This is a genomic window from Schaalia naturae, assembly GCF_042665795.1.
In the GTDB taxonomy this organism is placed as follows: Bacteria; Actinomycetota; Actinomycetes; order Actinomycetales; family Actinomycetaceae; genus Pauljensenia; species Pauljensenia naturae.
In genome coordinates, this window is sequence record NZ_JBHTEF010000001.1 from 2,991,720 (window position 1) to 3,007,471 (window position 15,752).

The 15,752-nt window shown below is 72.8% G+C and carries 15 protein-coding genes and 1 tRNA gene; 12 read left to right on the forward strand and 4 right to left on the reverse strand.

From position 1 onward, the window contains the following. Nucleotides 1–89 precede the first annotated feature (89 nt). The 4 genes from ACFQWG_RS13120 (at nt 90) to ACFQWG_RS13135 (ending at nt 5,023) form a co-directional block, all read left to right on the forward strand. Nucleotides 90–821 (forward strand): response regulator transcription factor, encoded by a 732-nt coding sequence (locus ACFQWG_RS13120; RefSeq protein WP_380975999.1) that lies wholly within the window; start codon nt 90–92, stop codon nt 819–821. Beyond that, a complete protein-coding gene (locus tag ACFQWG_RS13125) occupies nt 821–2,419 on the forward strand; it encodes a sensor histidine kinase (protein ID WP_380976001.1) in 1,599 nt (532 codons plus the stop codon). The genes ACFQWG_RS13120 and ACFQWG_RS13125 overlap by 1 nt, the downstream gene beginning before the upstream one ends. 172 nt (nt 2,420–2,591) lie before the next feature. Beyond that, nucleotides 2,592–3,908: an aspartate kinase gene (locus ACFQWG_RS13130; RefSeq protein ID WP_380976003.1), complete on the forward strand. Its 1,317-nt coding sequence runs from the start codon at nt 2,592–2,594 to the stop codon at nt 3,906–3,908. A 23-nt stretch (nt 3,909–3,931) separates the two neighbouring features. Then, nucleotides 3,932–5,023 (forward strand): aspartate-semialdehyde dehydrogenase, encoded by a 1,092-nt coding sequence (locus tag ACFQWG_RS13135; protein WP_380976005.1) that lies wholly within the window; start codon nt 3,932–3,934, stop codon nt 5,021–5,023. Nucleotides 5,024–5,093: 70 nt separating this feature from the next. Here the strand turns inward: ACFQWG_RS13135 and trxA are convergent, their stop codons facing one another. Genes trxA through ACFQWG_RS13150 form a run of 3 tightly spaced genes read right to left on the reverse strand, consistent with a single transcriptional unit; the run spans nt 5,094 to nt 6,738 of the window. Then, a complete protein-coding gene (gene trxA, locus ACFQWG_RS13140; RefSeq protein ID WP_380976007.1) occupies nt 5,094–5,465 on the reverse strand; it encodes a thioredoxin in 372 nt (123 codons plus the stop codon). Between the two features lie 40 nt (nt 5,466–5,505). Then, nucleotides 5,506–6,219 carry a TetR/AcrR family transcriptional regulator gene (locus ACFQWG_RS13145; RefSeq protein ID WP_380976009.1) on the reverse strand — a complete coding sequence of 238 codons (714 nt, stop codon included), beginning with the start codon at nt 6,217–6,219 and terminating at the stop codon, nt 5,506–5,508. Nucleotides 6,220–6,252: 33 nt separating this feature from the next. Beyond that, nucleotides 6,253–6,738: a (deoxy)nucleoside triphosphate pyrophosphohydrolase gene (locus ACFQWG_RS13150; protein WP_380976011.1), complete on the reverse strand. Its 486-nt coding sequence runs from the start codon at nt 6,736–6,738 to the stop codon at nt 6,253–6,255. Nucleotides 6,739–6,844: 106 nt separating this feature from the next. Between ACFQWG_RS13150 and ACFQWG_RS13155 the strand changes: the two genes are divergently transcribed. The 5 genes from ACFQWG_RS13155 to ACFQWG_RS13175 all read left to right on the forward strand — a co-directional run bounded on the left by ACFQWG_RS13155 (nt 6,845) and on the right by ACFQWG_RS13175 (nt 11,917). Continuing rightward, a tRNA-Gly gene (locus ACFQWG_RS13155) sits at nt 6,845–6,918 on the forward strand. A gap of 240 nt (nt 6,919–7,158) precedes the next feature. Then, nucleotides 7,159–8,208 carry a biotin/lipoyl-binding protein gene (locus ACFQWG_RS13160; RefSeq protein WP_380976013.1) on the forward strand — a complete coding sequence of 350 codons (1,050 nt, stop codon included), beginning with the start codon at nt 7,159–7,161 and terminating at the stop codon, nt 8,206–8,208. Between the two features lies 1 nt (nt 8,209). After that, a complete protein-coding gene (locus ACFQWG_RS13165) occupies nt 8,210–9,019 on the forward strand; it encodes an ABC transporter ATP-binding protein (RefSeq protein WP_380976015.1) in 810 nt (269 codons plus the stop codon). After that, nucleotides 9,016–10,437 carry an ABC transporter permease gene (locus ACFQWG_RS13170; protein WP_380976017.1) on the forward strand — a complete coding sequence of 474 codons (1,422 nt, stop codon included), beginning with the start codon at nt 9,016–9,018 and terminating at the stop codon, nt 10,435–10,437. The genes ACFQWG_RS13165 and ACFQWG_RS13170 overlap by 4 nt, the downstream gene beginning before the upstream one ends. Nucleotides 10,438–10,498: 61 nt before the next feature. Beyond that, nucleotides 10,499–11,917, forward strand: coding sequence for an MFS transporter (locus ACFQWG_RS13175; protein WP_380976019.1), 1,419 nt, complete (start codon nt 10,499–10,501; stop codon nt 11,915–11,917). Here the strand turns inward: ACFQWG_RS13175 and ACFQWG_RS13180 are convergent, their stop codons facing one another. Beyond that, nucleotides 11,918–12,751, reverse strand: a complete 834-nt coding sequence (locus ACFQWG_RS13180) for an A/G-specific adenine glycosylase (RefSeq protein ID WP_380976351.1) — start codon at nt 12,749–12,751, stop codon at nt 11,918–11,920. Nucleotides 12,752–12,903: 152 nt separating this feature from the next. On the opposite strand from ACFQWG_RS13180, the gene dcd reads away from it, so the two are divergent. The 3 genes from dcd to ACFQWG_RS13195 all read left to right on the forward strand — a co-directional run bounded on the left by dcd (nt 12,904) and on the right by ACFQWG_RS13195 (nt 15,743). Further along, nucleotides 12,904–13,497 (forward strand): dCTP deaminase, encoded by a 594-nt coding sequence (dcd, locus tag ACFQWG_RS13185; protein ID WP_291499426.1) that lies wholly within the window; start codon nt 12,904–12,906, stop codon nt 13,495–13,497. After that, nucleotides 13,490–14,785: a hypothetical protein gene (locus tag ACFQWG_RS13190; protein WP_380976022.1), complete on the forward strand. Its 1,296-nt coding sequence runs from the start codon at nt 13,490–13,492 to the stop codon at nt 14,783–14,785. The genes dcd and ACFQWG_RS13190 overlap by 8 nt, the downstream gene beginning before the upstream one ends. A 136-nt stretch (nt 14,786–14,921) precedes the next feature. Beyond that, nucleotides 14,922–15,743 (forward strand): hypothetical protein, encoded by an 822-nt coding sequence (locus ACFQWG_RS13195; RefSeq protein ID WP_380976024.1) that lies wholly within the window; start codon nt 14,922–14,924, stop codon nt 15,741–15,743. The last annotated feature ends 9 nt before the right edge of the window (nt 15,744–15,752 follow it).

Genomic DNA, 15,752 nt, shown 5'->3' on the forward strand with positions numbered 1-15,752 from the left:
GGGCCGGCGGTCGCCCCCGCCACCCTCCGACGGGGGTCCTCACAGCCCGGACACAGCCGCGCGGGCCGCGCGGGTGGGAGGATGGGCCCGTGACAGACGCCGATCCCACCTTCGTCCGCGCAGACGGGTCCAGCGCACACATCCTCGTCGTCGACGACGAGGAGGTCCTGGCCGAGCTGCTGGGCGCCGCGCTGCGCCACCAGGGCTGGGAGGTCCGCACGGCCTCGAACGGCTGGGAGGCGCTGGACGCCGCCCGCGACTTCGACCCCGACGCGGTCGTCCTCGACATCCAGATGCCCGGCCTCGACGGCATGGAGACCCTCGACCGCCTGCGCAAGACCGACCCGCACCTGCCCGTCCTCTTCCTCACCGCGCGCGACGCCGTGGCCGACCGCGTCACCGGGCTTCGCGCCGGCGCGGACGACTACGTCACCAAGCCCTTCGACCTCGACGAGGTCACCGCCCGCATCGACGCCCTGCTGCGCCGGGCCGGCATGAGCGCGCAGACCGTGCGCCACGTCCTCGCCGTCGGCGACCTCGAGCTCGATGAGGACTCCCACGACGTGCAGCGCGGCGGAGACCCGATCCAGCTGACGAACACCGAGTTCGAGCTGCTGCGCTATCTCATGGAGAATCCCAGCACGGTGCTGTCCAAGGCCCAGATCCTCGACCGTGTGTGGTCCTACGACTTCGGCGGCCAGGCCAATGTGGTCGAGCTCTACATCTCCTACCTGCGCAAGAAGATCGAGGCCGCCCGTCCGCCGATGATCCACACCGTCCGGGGAGCGGGCTACATGATCCGGCCCGCTGAGGAGCCCTGATGGGGGAGGCGGGGACGCCCCCGTCGGACCGCGGCGCCCCCGCGCGCCGACAGCGCTCGCTGACCTGGCGCATCAGCCTCTTCGTCCTGATCGTCGTCAGCGTCGCCCTGCTGGTCATGGTCGCGGCCTCGGGCTACGCGATGAGCCGATGGATGACGGGGAACGTCGACGGGGATCTCCAGGACAGCCTCCACCGCGTGGCCAGCCAGAGGGAGTCGCGGGAGTCGAACGGCCAGAGCGCGGTCGGACGGGACCCCGTCTGCCGGGGCCGGCAGACGGACCCGGGTCCCCTGGGACCGGGCGTCCCCCCGGTGGCGGACACGTCCTCCGATTCCGAGAGCCAGTCCGGGGCGCCGCGCAGCCTGGGGGGACCGGGGTTCAGCAAGGGCGCCCTGCTGCTCATCTCCGAGGGCGGGCAGGTCCAGGCCGGAGTCGTCCAGGACTATGACGTCGTCGCTCTGGACGCCGCCGCGCAGGAGCAGCTGCTCGGCGTCGACGCCGACGGGCGCGGGCACACGGTCCGTCTGGCGGATGTCGGGTCCTTCCGCGTCATGGCGGAGGACACTGGCGCCGCGCGCGTCGTCGTGGGGCAGTCCCTCGCGCCGAGCAGCCGCACCGTCACCACTCTGATGTGGGTCGAGGGCGCCCTCGCCGTGCTCCTGGCCGCGGTGGTGGCCGTGGTCGGCCGGCGGTGGGTGGGCCGGGAGATGAGGCCGCTGGCGCGTGTGTCCTCCACGGCGCGCCGTATCGGCGCCCTCGACCTCCAGTCGACGCGCATCGAGCCCTTCGACCGGGTGGACGCCTCCGACGCCCAGCCCGGCACGGAGGTCGGCGACGTCGGCCAGGCCCTCAACACGATGATCGACAACGTCGAGTCCGCGCTCACCGAGCGCGTGAGGTCCGAGCAGCGTCTGCGCCAGTTCGTCGCCGACGCCTCGCACGAGCTGCGCACGCCGCTCGCCTCGATCCAGGGATACACGCAGCTGCTGCGCAAGGACTCGATCGAGCCGGACCTCGCGCTGTCCCGCATCGGCTCGGAGTCGCAGCGGATGTCCGGGCTGGTCGAGGACATGCTGCTGCTGGCCCGCCTGGACGCCGGACGCGAGCTGCGGCTCACCCCCGTCGATCTGGTGCCCCTGGTCATCGACGCCGTCTCCGACGCCCACGCCGCAGGACCGGACCACATGTGGGCGTTGGACATCGACGAGGACCCCGGCGACTCCTGCGTCGTCAACGGGGACGAGATGGGCCTGCGCCAGGTCCTGGCGAACCTCGTGAACAACGCGCGAGTCCACACGCCGCCCGGCACCCACGTCACGATCGGCGTGCATGCGCGCCCGGCCGGGTCGGTGTCGCTGACGGTGGCCGACGACGGGCCGGGGATCCCTCCGGACGTCCGGGCCAAGGTGTTCGACCGCTTCGTCCGCGGCGACGCCTCGCGAACGCGATCGGGAACGGGAAGCTCCGGCCTGGGGCTGTCGATCGTCGCCTCCATCACCCGCGGGCTCGGCGGCCGCGTCGACGTCATCTCCTCGGACAGGGGCACGACCTTCACCGTCGTGCTCCCGCATCTCGAGGTGGACCCGGGATCCTCCTGACCCCGGGGCCCGGGGCGCCGGAACGCGTCTCGGGTGCGGGCGTCCTCGCCCCCCCCGGATCGGTCACCGGGGACCGCATGCCGGGCGCGGCTCCGGCTCGCGCGCCCCGTCCCTAGGATGGGGCACGACCCAGGGGCGGCGACCACACGGCCGCGCGGGCGGAGGGGGATCTGTGGCACTGATCGTGCAGAAGTTCGGCGGTTCGTCCGTCGCGGACGTCGAGGCCGTGCGCCGCGTGGCCCGGCGTGTCGTCGACACCCGCGACGCGGGCCATCAGGTGGTGGTCGTGGTCTCCGCGATGGGGGACACCACCGACGACCTGCTGGACATGTCCGCACAGATCGCCTCGCAGCCCCCCGAACGCGAGCTGGACATCCTGCTCTCGGCCGGCGAGCGCATCTCCATGGCGCTGCTGGCGATGGCCGTCAACGAACTCGGGGTGCCCGCCCAGTCCTACACGGGCGCCCAGGCCGGGATCCGCACCGACTCCCACTACGGCCGGGCGCAGATCATCGGCATGGTGCCCGAGCGCATCGCCCGGGCCGTCCGGGAGGGCCAGGTCGCCATCGTCGCCGGCTTCCAGGGCGTCTCCGAGGAGGAGGACACGACGACGCTGGGGCGCGGCGGCTCCGACACCTCCGCCGTGGCGCTCGCCGCCGCCCTGCACGCCGATGTCTGCGAGATCTACACCGACGTCGACGGCCTGTTCTCCGCGGACCCGCGCATCGTGCCCCTGGCCCACCGGCTGCGCACGATCAGCCAGGAGGAGACCCTGGAGCTGGCCGCGCACGGAGCGAAGATCCTGCACCTGCGCGCGGTGGAGTTCGCGCGCCGCTATCATGTGCCGCTGCACGTGCGCTCATCCTTCTCCGAGAAGGAGGGCACCTGGATCTCCGACAGGCCCGCCAACCCGGAACTCGCCGGGCTGGTCCCGGAGGCAGCGCTGGTCGACCCACAGGAGGAACCGATGGAGGAACCGATCATCTCGGGCATCGCCCACGACCGCTCCCAGGACAAGATCACGGTCCGGGGCGTCCCCAACACGCCGGGCACCGCCGCGCGCGTCTTCGAGGTCGTCGCGGAGGTCGGTGCGAACATCGACATGATCGTCCAGAACGTGCCCGGAGAGGACAAGGCCCGCGCGAACATCTCCTTCACCCTGCCAGGGGGAGACGCGCGCAAGGCGCTGGACGCCCTGGAGGCCCACCAGGACGAGATCGGCTTCAAGGAGCTGCGCTACAACCCCGACATCGGCAAGCTCTCGCTGGTGGGCGCCGGGATGCGGACGAACCCCGGCGTGTCCGCCAAGCTGTTCGGGGCGCTGTCGAAGGCGGGGATCAACATCGACCTGATCTCGACCTCGGAGATCCGCATCTCCGTGGTCACCCGGCTGGAGGACCTGGACCGCGCCGTCCAGGCGGTGCACACGGCCTTCGGGCTGGACGCCACCGAGTCGGAGGCCGTCGTCTATGGGGGCACGGGACGATGAACGCGCGCAGGGAGGAGAACGCGGTGGTGGCATCACAGGCCCGCAGGGCCGCAGAGGGATTGAGCGTCGCCGTGGTCGGGGCGACCGGCCAGGTCGGCCGCGTCATGCGCGCCCTCCTGGAGGAGAGGGGCTTCTCGGCCCGCCGCGTCCGGTTCTTCGCGTCCCCGCGTTCGGCCGGGACGACCCTCCCGTGGAGGGGGGGTGAGGTCGTCGTCGAGGACGTCTCCGCGGCCACGGCCGAGGATCTGCGCGGCATCGACATCGCGGTCTTCTCGGCCGGCGCCACGGCCTCGCGCGCCTACGCGCCGCTGTTCGCGCAGGCCGGCGCCGTCGTCGTCGACAACTCCTCGGCCTGGCGCAAGGACCCGGACGTCCCGCTGGTGGTCTCGGAGGTCAACGGCGCGGACATCGCCGACCGCCCCAAGGGCATCATCGCGAACCCGAATTGCACGACGATGGCCGCGATGCCCGTCCTCAAGCCGCTCGTCGACGCCGCCGGCGGGCTGGACCGGCTGCTCGTGTCCTCCTACCAGGCCGTGTCCGGCTCGGGGGTGAAGGGGGTTCGGGAGCTGGCCGGCCAGGTCCGCGCCGTCGCGGACGACCCGGCGCTGACGGGGCTGGCCCTGGACGGGCGGGCCGTCTCGTTCCCGGAGCCTCAGGCCTACGTCGCGCCCATCGCCTTCGACGTCGTGCCGCTGGCCGGGGCGATCGTGGACGACGGCTCGGAGGAGACCGACGAGGAGCAGAAGCTCCGCAACGAGTCCCGGCGCATCCTCCACATCCCGGACCTGAGGGTCTCGGGCACCTGCGTGCGGGTCCCCGTGTTCACCGGCCACACCTTGACGATCCACGCCGAGTTCCCGGCGGCGATCACGCCGGATCGGGCGCGCGACCTGCTGACCGGCGCGCCCGGCGTCCAGCTGGTCGACGTCCCCACCCCGCTGGCCGCCGCCGGCATCGACGACGTCCTGGCCGGGCGGATCCGGCAGGACCAGGCGGTCGAGGACGGGCGCGGCCTGGTGCTCGTGGCGGCCGGGGACAACCTGCGCAAGGGCGCGGCGCTCAACGCGATCCAGATCGCGGAGCTCGTGGCCGAGGAGCTGCTGGGGGCCTGAGCGGGCGGTGTTCCCGGCAGGCGCCAGGGCGCGGGGCGCCGATCGGACGCCGCCCCCCAGCGCTGCGGTGTCAGGCCTTCGTCGCGTCCTGGGCGGCGATGTCGGCGCGGACCTTGTCCATGTCGAGCTCGCGGATCTGGCGGATGAGGTCCTCCAGCGCGGAGGACGGCAGGGCGCCCGCCTGCCGGAAGACGGCGATGCCGTCGCGGAAGGCCATCAGCGTCGGGATCGAGCTGATCTGCGCGGCCTGCGCCAGCTGCATCTGCGCGTCCGTGTCGACCTTGCCGAAGACGATATCGGTGTTCTTCTGCGAGGCGTCGTCGAAGACGGGGGCGAACTGGCGGCACGGGCCGCACCATGTCGCCCAGAAGTCGACCAGGACGATGCCGTTGTCCAGGACGGTCTTCTCGAAAGTGTCATTCGTCAGTTCGACGGTGCTCATGCGGGCCTCTCCAGGTCGGTCGGATGCGGATGTGCTGCTGTCAGATGCTCAACGCCGCGCGCGAGGGGACTATTCCCGGGACGCTCCCCCGGGCCCCGGTCGGGGAGCCGACGGGGGTGCCCGCCGGGAAGGCGGGCGCAAGGGCGGGCAGCGGCTGCTCGGCGGCTTCGGCGCCGATGCCCCGCAGGACGAAGGCCTGGATGAGGAGGACCGCCCGCTCGCGCCTCCGGGGGTCCTCCGGCAGGCGCTGGCCGGTCAGCGTGCCGTGGACGAGGCTGACCAGCGTCCGGGTGTCCTGGGAGGGGATCCGGCCCTGGTCCATGGCCTCCTGGAGGATGCCAGCGAGGACCCTGCCGACCAGGTGCGCGTGATCGCGCAGGTGGGAGCCTGCTTGGGCGGACATCTCGGAACGGAGGTTCATCGTCTGGGGAAGGTGGTACCGCCGGGTCCACTCCAAATGCGCGCGGATGTAGATGCGCAGCCGCTCGATGACGTCGTCCTCGCCGGCCAGCGCGTCGGTGAGCAGATCCGCGAACTGGGCCACCGTCTGGTTCATGAAGGCCAGCAGCAGAGACTCCTTGTCCGCGAAGTGGTTGTACACGGCGGTGCGCCCCACTCCGGCGCGCTGTGCGATCTCGGACATGGTGAGCGAATCGAAGGGCCGTTCGGCCATGAGCTCGGACAACGCGTCGAACAGATGCTGGCGCGTCAGCTCGCGGTGGTCGGCCAGCGTGGAGCCGATGATCTTGGGCATAGACACATTCTGACAGATCGGGCGTGCGCGTCGTCAAATGCGTCCGCGGCCGAGGGCAGACCCATGAGCGCCCGGGCCAGCCTCGGAGCTCGCGGACCGGGTCCGCGCCACGCGGACGGCGGCCCGCACGATGGGGCGGTCCGCCCCGATCCAGTCCAGCGCGTCGAGCCGGTCCAGGGGCACCCATCGCAGCTCGCGATGGCTGGGGCCGCGGCGCGGCGCCGGCGCCCCGTCGGCGATGCGCGCCAGCCAGACCGCCATCCGCCGCCCCTCCAGGACCGGCCACCATCCGCCGTCCGGGGCCGCGACCTCGGGGCCCAGGATGAGGGAGGTGGCCAGTTCCTCGGCGATCTCGCGCCCGAGGGCGCCGGAAGGGGACTCCCCCGGCTCGACCTTGCCCCCCGGCAGCTCGAAGAGGCCGGCGAGCGCCGCGGGGTAGGCCCTGGACGCGCACAACAGCCGCGTCGGGGACTCGAGCGAATCGAGGATCGCCGCGGCGACGACGGGTCGGTGTGCCACGCCGCCCATGATAGGAGGCGCGCAGGGGGCGGTCGGGGCACGGCTTTGCGCGTCCCCGTGGGGACCGGGTATCATCAACGAGTCCTTCCGGACGCGGGAGGGCGATGCGGGCGTAGTTCATCGGTAGAACGGAAGCTTCCCAAGCTTCAAAGGCGGGTTCGATTCCCGTCGCCCGCTCCAGATGCGGGCCGTCGTCGACGGCCCGCATTCGCCGTCTCCGGGGCCGGATCCGCCGACGCCCCGCGCGGGGCACGGCGCCCGGACCGGGGGACACCCTGATTCGTCCCTGATCCCGGTCCCGCCCGCTCCTGCGCCATCGTGGCGCCGGATAAGCTGACAGTGCCCCGGCAAGGGCACCGGCCGCCCCGCGACACCGCCTGCCCGCTCGGGGCCGCCCGTCACCCGATCCCAGGAGCCCCCATGAGCGCGCCCCGTCCAAGAGCCCGAACCGTCCTCACCCTCCTCAAGCTGCTGGTCTGGGCGGTGATCGCCGCGGCCCTGGTCAAGCTCGCGTTCTTCCCGGCGGCGCAGGCGCTGGACGCGGCGCAGTCCCTGGACCCCACCGCGTCCTACGGCCAGATGACGGTGAGCGCGCAGAAGGGGTCGATCTCCAGCCAGATCGACCTGGAGGGGACGATCCAGCCGGATCCGGCGCCGGAGATCAAGGCGACGATGGACGGCCAGGTCACCGAGATCTACGTGCTCGACGGGCAGGCCGTCAACCAGGGGGACACGATCCTGCTGATCCAGAAGGAGATGCCCGGGGAGGACACGGAGACCACCGACGAGTCCGGCGCCACCACCGTGGTCCCAGGGAAGTCCTGGTGGAAGAGCGAGTGGATCACGGCCCCCGCCACCGGCACGCTCGACCTGTCCGCGATGCTCGACCAGCAATTCTCCGTCGGCGACGTCCTGGGCGCCGTGCAGCCGCCGACGTTCTCGGCGGTGGCCACGCTCACCGCCGACCAGATGTACCGGATCCAGGACGTCCCGGACGCGGCCACGATCACGATCAAGGACGGCCCCGCGCCCTTCGACTGCTCGGGCCTGTCCATCACGACCCCGCGCACGGGCCAGAAGACCGGCGGCTCCTCGGGTGCCGCGGATGGCGCCGACACCCCGGACGGAGGCTCCTCCTCCTCGACGTCCATCGAGGCGCGCTGCCGGATCCCGGACGGCCAGAAGGTCTTCCCCGGGCTCCAGGTGACGATGGGCATCACCGCGGGGGCGGCTGACAACGTCCTCACCCTTCCGGTCACCGCCGTCGAGGGACGCTTCCAGACCGGCGTCGTCTACCGGCCCACCGGCGACCCCGACAACCCGGAGAAGGTGGACGTCGCCCTGGGCGTCACCGACGGGACGACCGTGGAGATCACCGGCGGACTGAGCGAGGGCGAAGAGGTGCTGGAGTTCGTGCCCGGCCAGGAACCCCAGATGACCTGCGATCCGATGACCGGGGAGGGCTGCTGAGGTGGCCCTCTTGGAACTCGGCGCGGTGACGCGGGACGTGCCGTTGCCCGACGGCGGCGACCTGCACATCCTGCGCGGCGCGGACCTGAGCGTCGAGGCCGGAGAGAGGGTCTCGATCGTCGGACGCTCGGGCACCGGCAAGTCCACGCTCCTCAACATCATCGGCCTGCTGGACCAGCCGACGTCGGGCACCTACCTGCTGGCCGGGCAGGACGCCGTGCGCCTGCGTGAGAGCCGCCGCGCCCGCCTGAGGGGCTCGATGTTCGGATTCGTCTTCCAGCAGTTCAACATCTTCAACGAGCGCACCGCCCAGGAGAACGTGGAGGTCCCCCTCCTCTACGCCGGCGGCTCGCCGTTCTGGCGCCGCCACGACCTGGCGGCGGAGATGCTGGAGCGCGTCGGGCTCGGCGACCGGCTCGAGTCCTCGCCGACCCAGATGTCGGGCGGGGAGCAACAGCGCATCGCCATCGCCCGCGCCCTCGTGCGCCGCCCCCGCATCATCCTGGCGGACGAGCCGACGGGCGCCCTCGACCCCGACACCGGCCGGAGGATCATGACGCTCCTGGAGACCGTCGCCCGAGAGAACGACGCGGCCCTGGTCGTCATCACCCACGACCTCAACGTCGCCGTGCGGGCCGACCGGGTCCTCGCCCTCCACGACGGCGTGCTGCACCCCGTGGACGCCACCCATGAGGGGCTCGCCCCCGCCGTCGCCGCCTCCTCCGACGGGGTCCTCTCCCTGGGTCCCTCCCCCGACGAGGGCGGCGCCTCCGACGGCGTCCCCACCCACCGCGAGGAGGCCCGGCGATGAACGTGCTCACCCAGATCGTCGGCGCCCTCGTCGAGGCCTGGGGGGAGGTCCGCGTGCAGAAGGCCCGCGTCATCCTCTCCCTCGTCGGCGTCGTCGCCGCGGTCGCAGCCATGTCCACGGTCATCGCCATGGGCGATCTCATCGTCCAGTCGAACCAGGAGATGCAGGACGCCTACTCCGGGCGGGCGGTCACCCTCACGCTCTCCGCGACGCAGCAGTCGTCCGACGGCTCCTCGGAAGGCGCCGGGGGAGGGGGCGTCGTGTTCTCCTCCGACGGCGCCGCCCAACAGATCGCGGTCCCCGGGACGGGGGAGGACACGGGAGACGGCTCGGATCCCGACGCCCAGGACACCGGGTGGTCCCCGGAGGCCACCGGCGTGGTCAACGATCCCCTGGGCGGGGCGATGGTCACGGTGGCCGACAGGTTCCAGATCCCGTACTGGTCGCGTCTGGAGTCCGGGAGCCTGCGCATCCGCGAGGTCGAGGAGCTCTCCACCTCTGGCACCTTCCGCGGCGTGCCGATGGCGCCGCCCCAGAACGGGTACTCGAGCCCGCAGGTGCTCGCCGTCGACCCCGACTACCAGGTGATCTACCGGTTGGAGCTGGCCGCGGGGCGCTGGCTGTCCTCGGGCGACGTCAACCAGCGGGCCACGCCCGTCGTGATCAACTCCGTGATGTGGGAGTACTTCGGGTCCCCGGACATCCGCCAGCCCCTCGTGCTGCAGACGCTGGGCGACACCCATGAGCAGCTGCGCGTCGTCGGCGTCGTCCAGGCCACCAGCGAGTGGGATCAGCCCACCGTCTACATGCCCTACGACTCGTGGAAACTCATGCAGCCCGCCGACCCCTCCCAGGCCGCCCCGACGGGAAACGCCCAGATGATCGTGTGGGCCGGTGAGGACCAGGCCGACCAGGCCCGGCAGGTGCTGCCCTCCGCCCTGGGGGCCGTCCTGGGCGAGGGCTGGTCCGTCGACGTCTACGGCGGCGAGCAGTGGGACGCCGGCCAGGACGAGATGGCGACGATCCGGCTGATCGTCATGGTCATCGGCGCGATCGTCATCACCCTGGGGGCGCTGGGCCTGCTCAACGTCTCCATCGTCACCGTCCGCCAACGCATCCGCGAGATCGGCATCCGCCGCGCGGTCGGCGCCTCGGCGAGGAGGGTCTTCTTCTCCGTGTTCATGGAGTCCGTGGTGGCGACCTTCGCCGCCGGCGTCATCGGCGTGGGACTGGCGATCCTCGTCCTGAGGGTCCTCCCCATGGAGTCCATGGGCATCTACCTCCAGGACCAGCCGCCCTTCCCGATGTCCGCGGCCGTGGCGGGCGTCGGCATCGCCTCGGCGGTCGGCGCTCTGTGCGGCATCATCCCGGCTTTCGCGGCCGTGCGCGTCAGGCCGATCGATGCGATCCGCTACTGAGCGCGCACTGGCGCGCGGTCCCGGCGCTCGCGCCCGGGCGCGCAGTCTGTAGAGTTGTCGCGTGACGACCCCTCTCGAGGGCCGCCCTGGGCCCGACGATCACGACCCCTCCGGCGGCGGGAACGCCTCCGCCGCCACCGGCGCGACCTCCGCGCGCGACACCGCCTGGGTGAGGCGCGTCGGCCTGTTCCTGGGCGGGCAGACCGTCTCCCTCTTCGGCTCGATGCTGGTCCAGTACGCCGTCATGTGGTATCTCACGCTCACCACGAAGTCGGGCGCCGTGCTGATGCTCTACGCCCTGTTCGGCATGGTGCCGCAGGCCCTGGTCTCCCTGTTCGGGGGCACGCTGGCGGACCGCGTCAACCGGAAGGCCCTCATCATCGCCTCCGACGCCACGATCGCCGCCACCACCGCCGTGCTGGCCGCCGTCATGGGCGCCGGGCGCACCGACCTGTGGCTGATCTACGCGGCGCTGACGATCCGGTCCATCGGCGCGGGCTTCCAGACGCCCGCCGTGTCCGCCGTCCTGCCCCAGCTGGTCCCGGGCGACCGGCTCCTGCGCGTCAACGGCGTCAACACGACGATCCAGTCGGCGATGTCCCTGCTGGCGCCCGCGGCCGCCGGCGCCGTCTACGCCGCCGGCGGGATCGTGCCCACGCTGTGGATCGACGTCGCCACCGCCGCCATCGGCATCGGCGTCCTCGCCTCCCTGCCGATCCCGCGCCTGTCGCGCGCCGTCTCCGACGAGGGCGCCCCCGCCGGAGGCGGGGGAACCGCGGGGGACGGGACGGCGGCTCCGTCCTCGTACCTCCAGGACCTGGTCGCAGGGGTGCGCTACACGTTCGGGCACCGCCTGGTGCGCTGGATGCTGATGGTGTACGCGATCATCTTCGTGCTGACGGTCGCGCCGTCGCTGCTCACGCCGCTGATGATGGCCCGCAGCTTCGCGGACGAGACCTGGGGGGACGAGGTCTGGCGGCTCACCGCCCTCGAGATCGCGTTCTCCGCGGGGATGCTGCTGGGCGGGGCGGCGGTCGCCCTGTGGTTCCAGCGGCGATCGCGTGAGCACATGATCCTGGCCGCGGCGGTCGTCTTCGGGCTGCTGGCCATCGCGATCGGGCTGACGACGGACCTGTGGGTGTTCCTGGCGCTGATGTCTGCGACCGGGGTGGCGGTGCCGTTCTTCTCGACGCCGGCGACGACGCTGCTCCAGGAGAAGGTCGCGCCGGAGTACATGGGCCGCGTCTTCAGCTTCGTGTCGGTCGTTCTGGCGCTGGGGATGCCGATCGGGATGATCGTGTTCGGGCCGCTCGCCGATGTCGTGCGGGTCGAGACGCTGCTGGTGGCGGCTGGGGCGGTGACGCTGCTCGTCGTCGTCGGCGCGGGCCTGTCGCCCGACGGGCGCGCCGCGCGCGAGGACGGGCGGGCCTTCCGCGCGGCGTCGCTCGCGGGCAGCGGGAACGAGCCGGTCGGGCGGTGATCAGCCGGGCAGGCCGAGATCCCGCGTGACGGGGTCGGCGACGGCCAGGCCGTCGGCGACCAGGCCGTCGACCGCGCGGGACGCCTGGGCCGGGTCCGCCCCGGGAAGGGTCGCCGCGGACAGGGCATCCGCCCTCGTCAAGGGGCGTCCCTCCACATGAGCGGCGCGCAGCGACGCCATGACGCGCCCACGCGCCTGACGGTCGGTGCCCGCCCAGGCCTGCCCGCGGGGACGGACCTCGGCGGCGGGCCGGCCCGCCGCGAGCCATGCGCACTCGGACGCCAGCGGACAGGCCTCGCACCGCGGCGCACGCTGGTCGCACACGAGGGCGCCCAGCTCCATGAGAGCGACGTTCCAGTCCGCGCAGGCTTCGCCGTCATCGGGGAGCAGGGACTCCGCGCGGGAGCGCTCCCGGCGCCCCGGGGAGGACGAGGGCGCGAATTCGCGGCCGTCGAGCGTGCGGGCGAGGACGCGGCGGACATTCGTGTCCAGGACGGCGACCCGTCGGTGGTAGGCGAAGCAGGAGACGGCGGACGCCGTGTAGGGCCCGATGCCGGGCAGCGCCATCAGCTCGTCCATGTCCGCGGGGACCCGCCCCCCCGGGCGGGCCGCGACGGCGGCCGCGCACTGCTGGAGGCGCAGCGCGCGCGAGGGGTAGCCCAGCCTGTCCCAGGCGATCAAGACGTCCGCGGTCGGGGCGGCGGCCAGATCGGCGGGCCCGGGCCAGTCGCGCATCCAGCGCTCCCAGATGGGCTGGACGCGGGGGATGGGGGTCTGCTGGCTCATCACCTCGAACACGAGCGTCCCCCAGGGGGAGACGCCCTCCGCGCGCATCGGCAGGTCGCGCCGGTGGAGCGCGTACCAAGGGAGCAGGGCGTCGAACACGCACGACAGGCTAGCCCGCCCTCGCCGCCGCCGCCGCGTCGGCCGGCTCCGGGACCGCGCCCCGGTGCCCGCGGCGGCAGACGTCGTGCCACAATTAGGCCATGCTGATGAGTGACCGGGACATCCGCGCGGGCATCGAGGGCGGGCGCATCCAACTGGATCCGCTGGAGCTCGACCTGATCCAGCCCGCCAGCATCGACATCCGGCTGGACCGCCTCTTCCGCCTGTTCGACAATCACCGGTACTCGGTGATCGACCCGGCCTCGGATCAGCCGGACCTCACCCATCTGGTCGACGTGGGCCCGGACGACCCCTTCGTCCTGCACCCCGGCGAGTTCGTGCTGGGCGCCACCTTCGAGAAGGTCACCCTGGGCGACGATATCGCGGCCCGCCTGGAGGGGAAGTCGTCCCTGGGGCGTCTCGGCCTGCTCACGCACTCGACAGCGGGGTTCATCGACCCCGGGTTCTCCGGCCACGTCACCCTGGAGCTGTCGAACACCGCCACCATGCCGATCCTGCTCTACCCGGGGATGAAGGTCGGCCAGCTGTGCTTCTTCCACTTGTCCTCGCCCGCCCTGCACCCCTACGGATCCGACGGGCTGGGCTCCCACTACCAGGGCCAGCGCGGCCCCACGGCCTCGCGCAGCCATCTGCGCTTCTCGCGCCTGCACCTGGAGCCGGGCCCCGATGAGTGAGTCCTCGCCGGAGGACCAGGCCGCCGGCCGCCCGGGAGCGGAGCCCGCGGCGGGAGCCTCCGCCGGCGGGAGCCCCGGGCCCGAACGTCGGTCGATGCGCGACCGGCTGGTCCCCCCGCCCCGCCGTCCCGTCAACCCGCTCACCGACACGACGATGACGTCGATCAGCGGCCTGGACACGCTGAACACGGCTTTCCGCGTCCGCCACGACGGCGGGGTCGTCGCCGACCAGTCGGCCGCCCCGATCGCCGCCCCGTTGCGGCGCATGGACCAGGAGAGCGTCATCGACCTCGATGAGGCGCTGTCCCACCATCTCCTCCTGGTGTCCGACGAGGTCGATGCCGACGAGCTGGAGGCGCTCGCGGTCTCCGTGTGGGACGAATCCGGATGGGCGGGCCCCGGGATGCTCCGCCTGGGCGGAGGGGCCGCGCTGCGGGGGCCGTGGGCGATCGACGCGCAGTCCCGCCGCGCCCTGGGCGCCTCCGCCGCGCTCACGCACGCCTGGCTGGTGGTGTGCCCGCCCTCACGCGGGGCGGCCCCGGATCCGAGGCTCATGGCGCGCGACCCGTGGGCCCATGCCTTCCCCGACGGCATGCCCGTCGGCGTCGAGCTGCGGATCCTGCTCACGCTCCGGCGCATGGCCCGGCGCCTGTGCGGGGCGCTGCGCATCCAGGGGACGGGTGACATCCTGGCCCCCGACCCGGACTCGGCCGTCAACCTCACGGCGTACTCGCCCCGGTGGATCGGCCCCGAGGAGCTCCTCGCCGTCCTGCGCGCCGAGTTCCCGACGGTCATCGACTCCCGGGACGTTCCGCTGGCGCCCCAGCCCCACCCGGATGCGCGCGAGGTCGAACGCATCCAGACCATCGCGCAGTCGGTCGCCGAACTCCCGGAGGACGTCGCCCGCCATCTGGAGGAGTCGCGTCGGCGCGCCCAGTCCGAACCGCAGACGGTCGACGCCTACGCCGCGGTCGCCCCCGCCGGCAACCGGTCCGAGCTGATGGTCGAGGTCCGCGTCGTCCCGCGCCCGCCCCAGGTCCTGCGCTGGGAGGCCTGGACCGACAATGCCATCGTCGAGTACCGGGTCCGGTGGCTGCCCGGCCCCGGCATCGACGTGACCACCGAGCGGCTGTCGCGCACCTCGCGACTGGAACGGCTGCGCGCCGCCCGCGACGTCGAACGGGCCGCGGGACTGGTCGTGGACGCCGTCGGCGGCTCGGTCATCGACGAGGACGGGTTCCTGGTCGGCCAGGACGGCGACCCGCTCGCCGGCGCGCCCGTCCGATGAGGAGGGGCGGACGCATCCGTTTCACGCTGAGCGGAAACCCGGGCCTCGATCCTGTGGGCCGGCACAGCCCATGCCCAGCAAGGACCCAGGTCCATGCGATTGGCTGAGGGGGACAGAAGGAAAGGAACGACGGACGATGGACTCCCCACCGACTGACAGCGATCATGCCGACATCCCGGAGGTCACCCTGGTCTTCGAGGACGACCCGCCCGGAGGCGGCGCGCGCTCCGCGCGCACCGGTCCGCAGGGCCGGTCCGGAGAGGCGGCGTCGGTGCACCGCGACGGCGCGGATGTCGGCCATCACCTGCCCCAGGGCCGGGTGGCGCCGGCTGCGCTGGGAGTCGTGCTCGGCGCCGTGGCCGTCCTCGGGATCCTGGTCGTGAACCTGGCGCCGGCGTTCAGCCTCGCCGGGGTGACGACGGCCGCGGACCTGGGAGCCCCCGCAGCCGTGGCCGCCCTGGCGCGCCTGGCGACGACCCTGTTCGGGCCGCTGTGCGCCGTGGCGGTGACGCTGGGCGCGGCCCTCCTGCTCGCGCGCCGGGGACTCCGGATGGGAGGCGGCCCGGTTCGCGCGCTCATGGGGAGCCGCCGTTCCGTCGCGTTCCTCTCGGTCATGGTGACCGCCTGGATGCTGGAGGGGCTGGTCGCCACCGTCACCGCGGGCACGGTTCCTTTCGTCGTCCAGGCCTCTGCCTTCGCCGCGGCGTTGGCGGCCGGCCTGACGGTCACCGCTCCGCGGGAGAGCCGTCTGGCCACGGGACTGATCTCCGCGGCGGTGGTCGTGGCGGTCTCCGTCGCGCTCGTGCTGGCGGGGTTCTCGACGCTGGTCGCGGGCGTCGGCTCGGTGGTCGTCGGCGTCGTGTCCGTGCTGCTGGGCGCGGCGGCGTGGAACCGCTGGTTCGCACCCGCGCTGGAGGCCCGGGACGCTCTGCGGAGGACCCGCTCCGCCGGATGGTGACCATCGGCC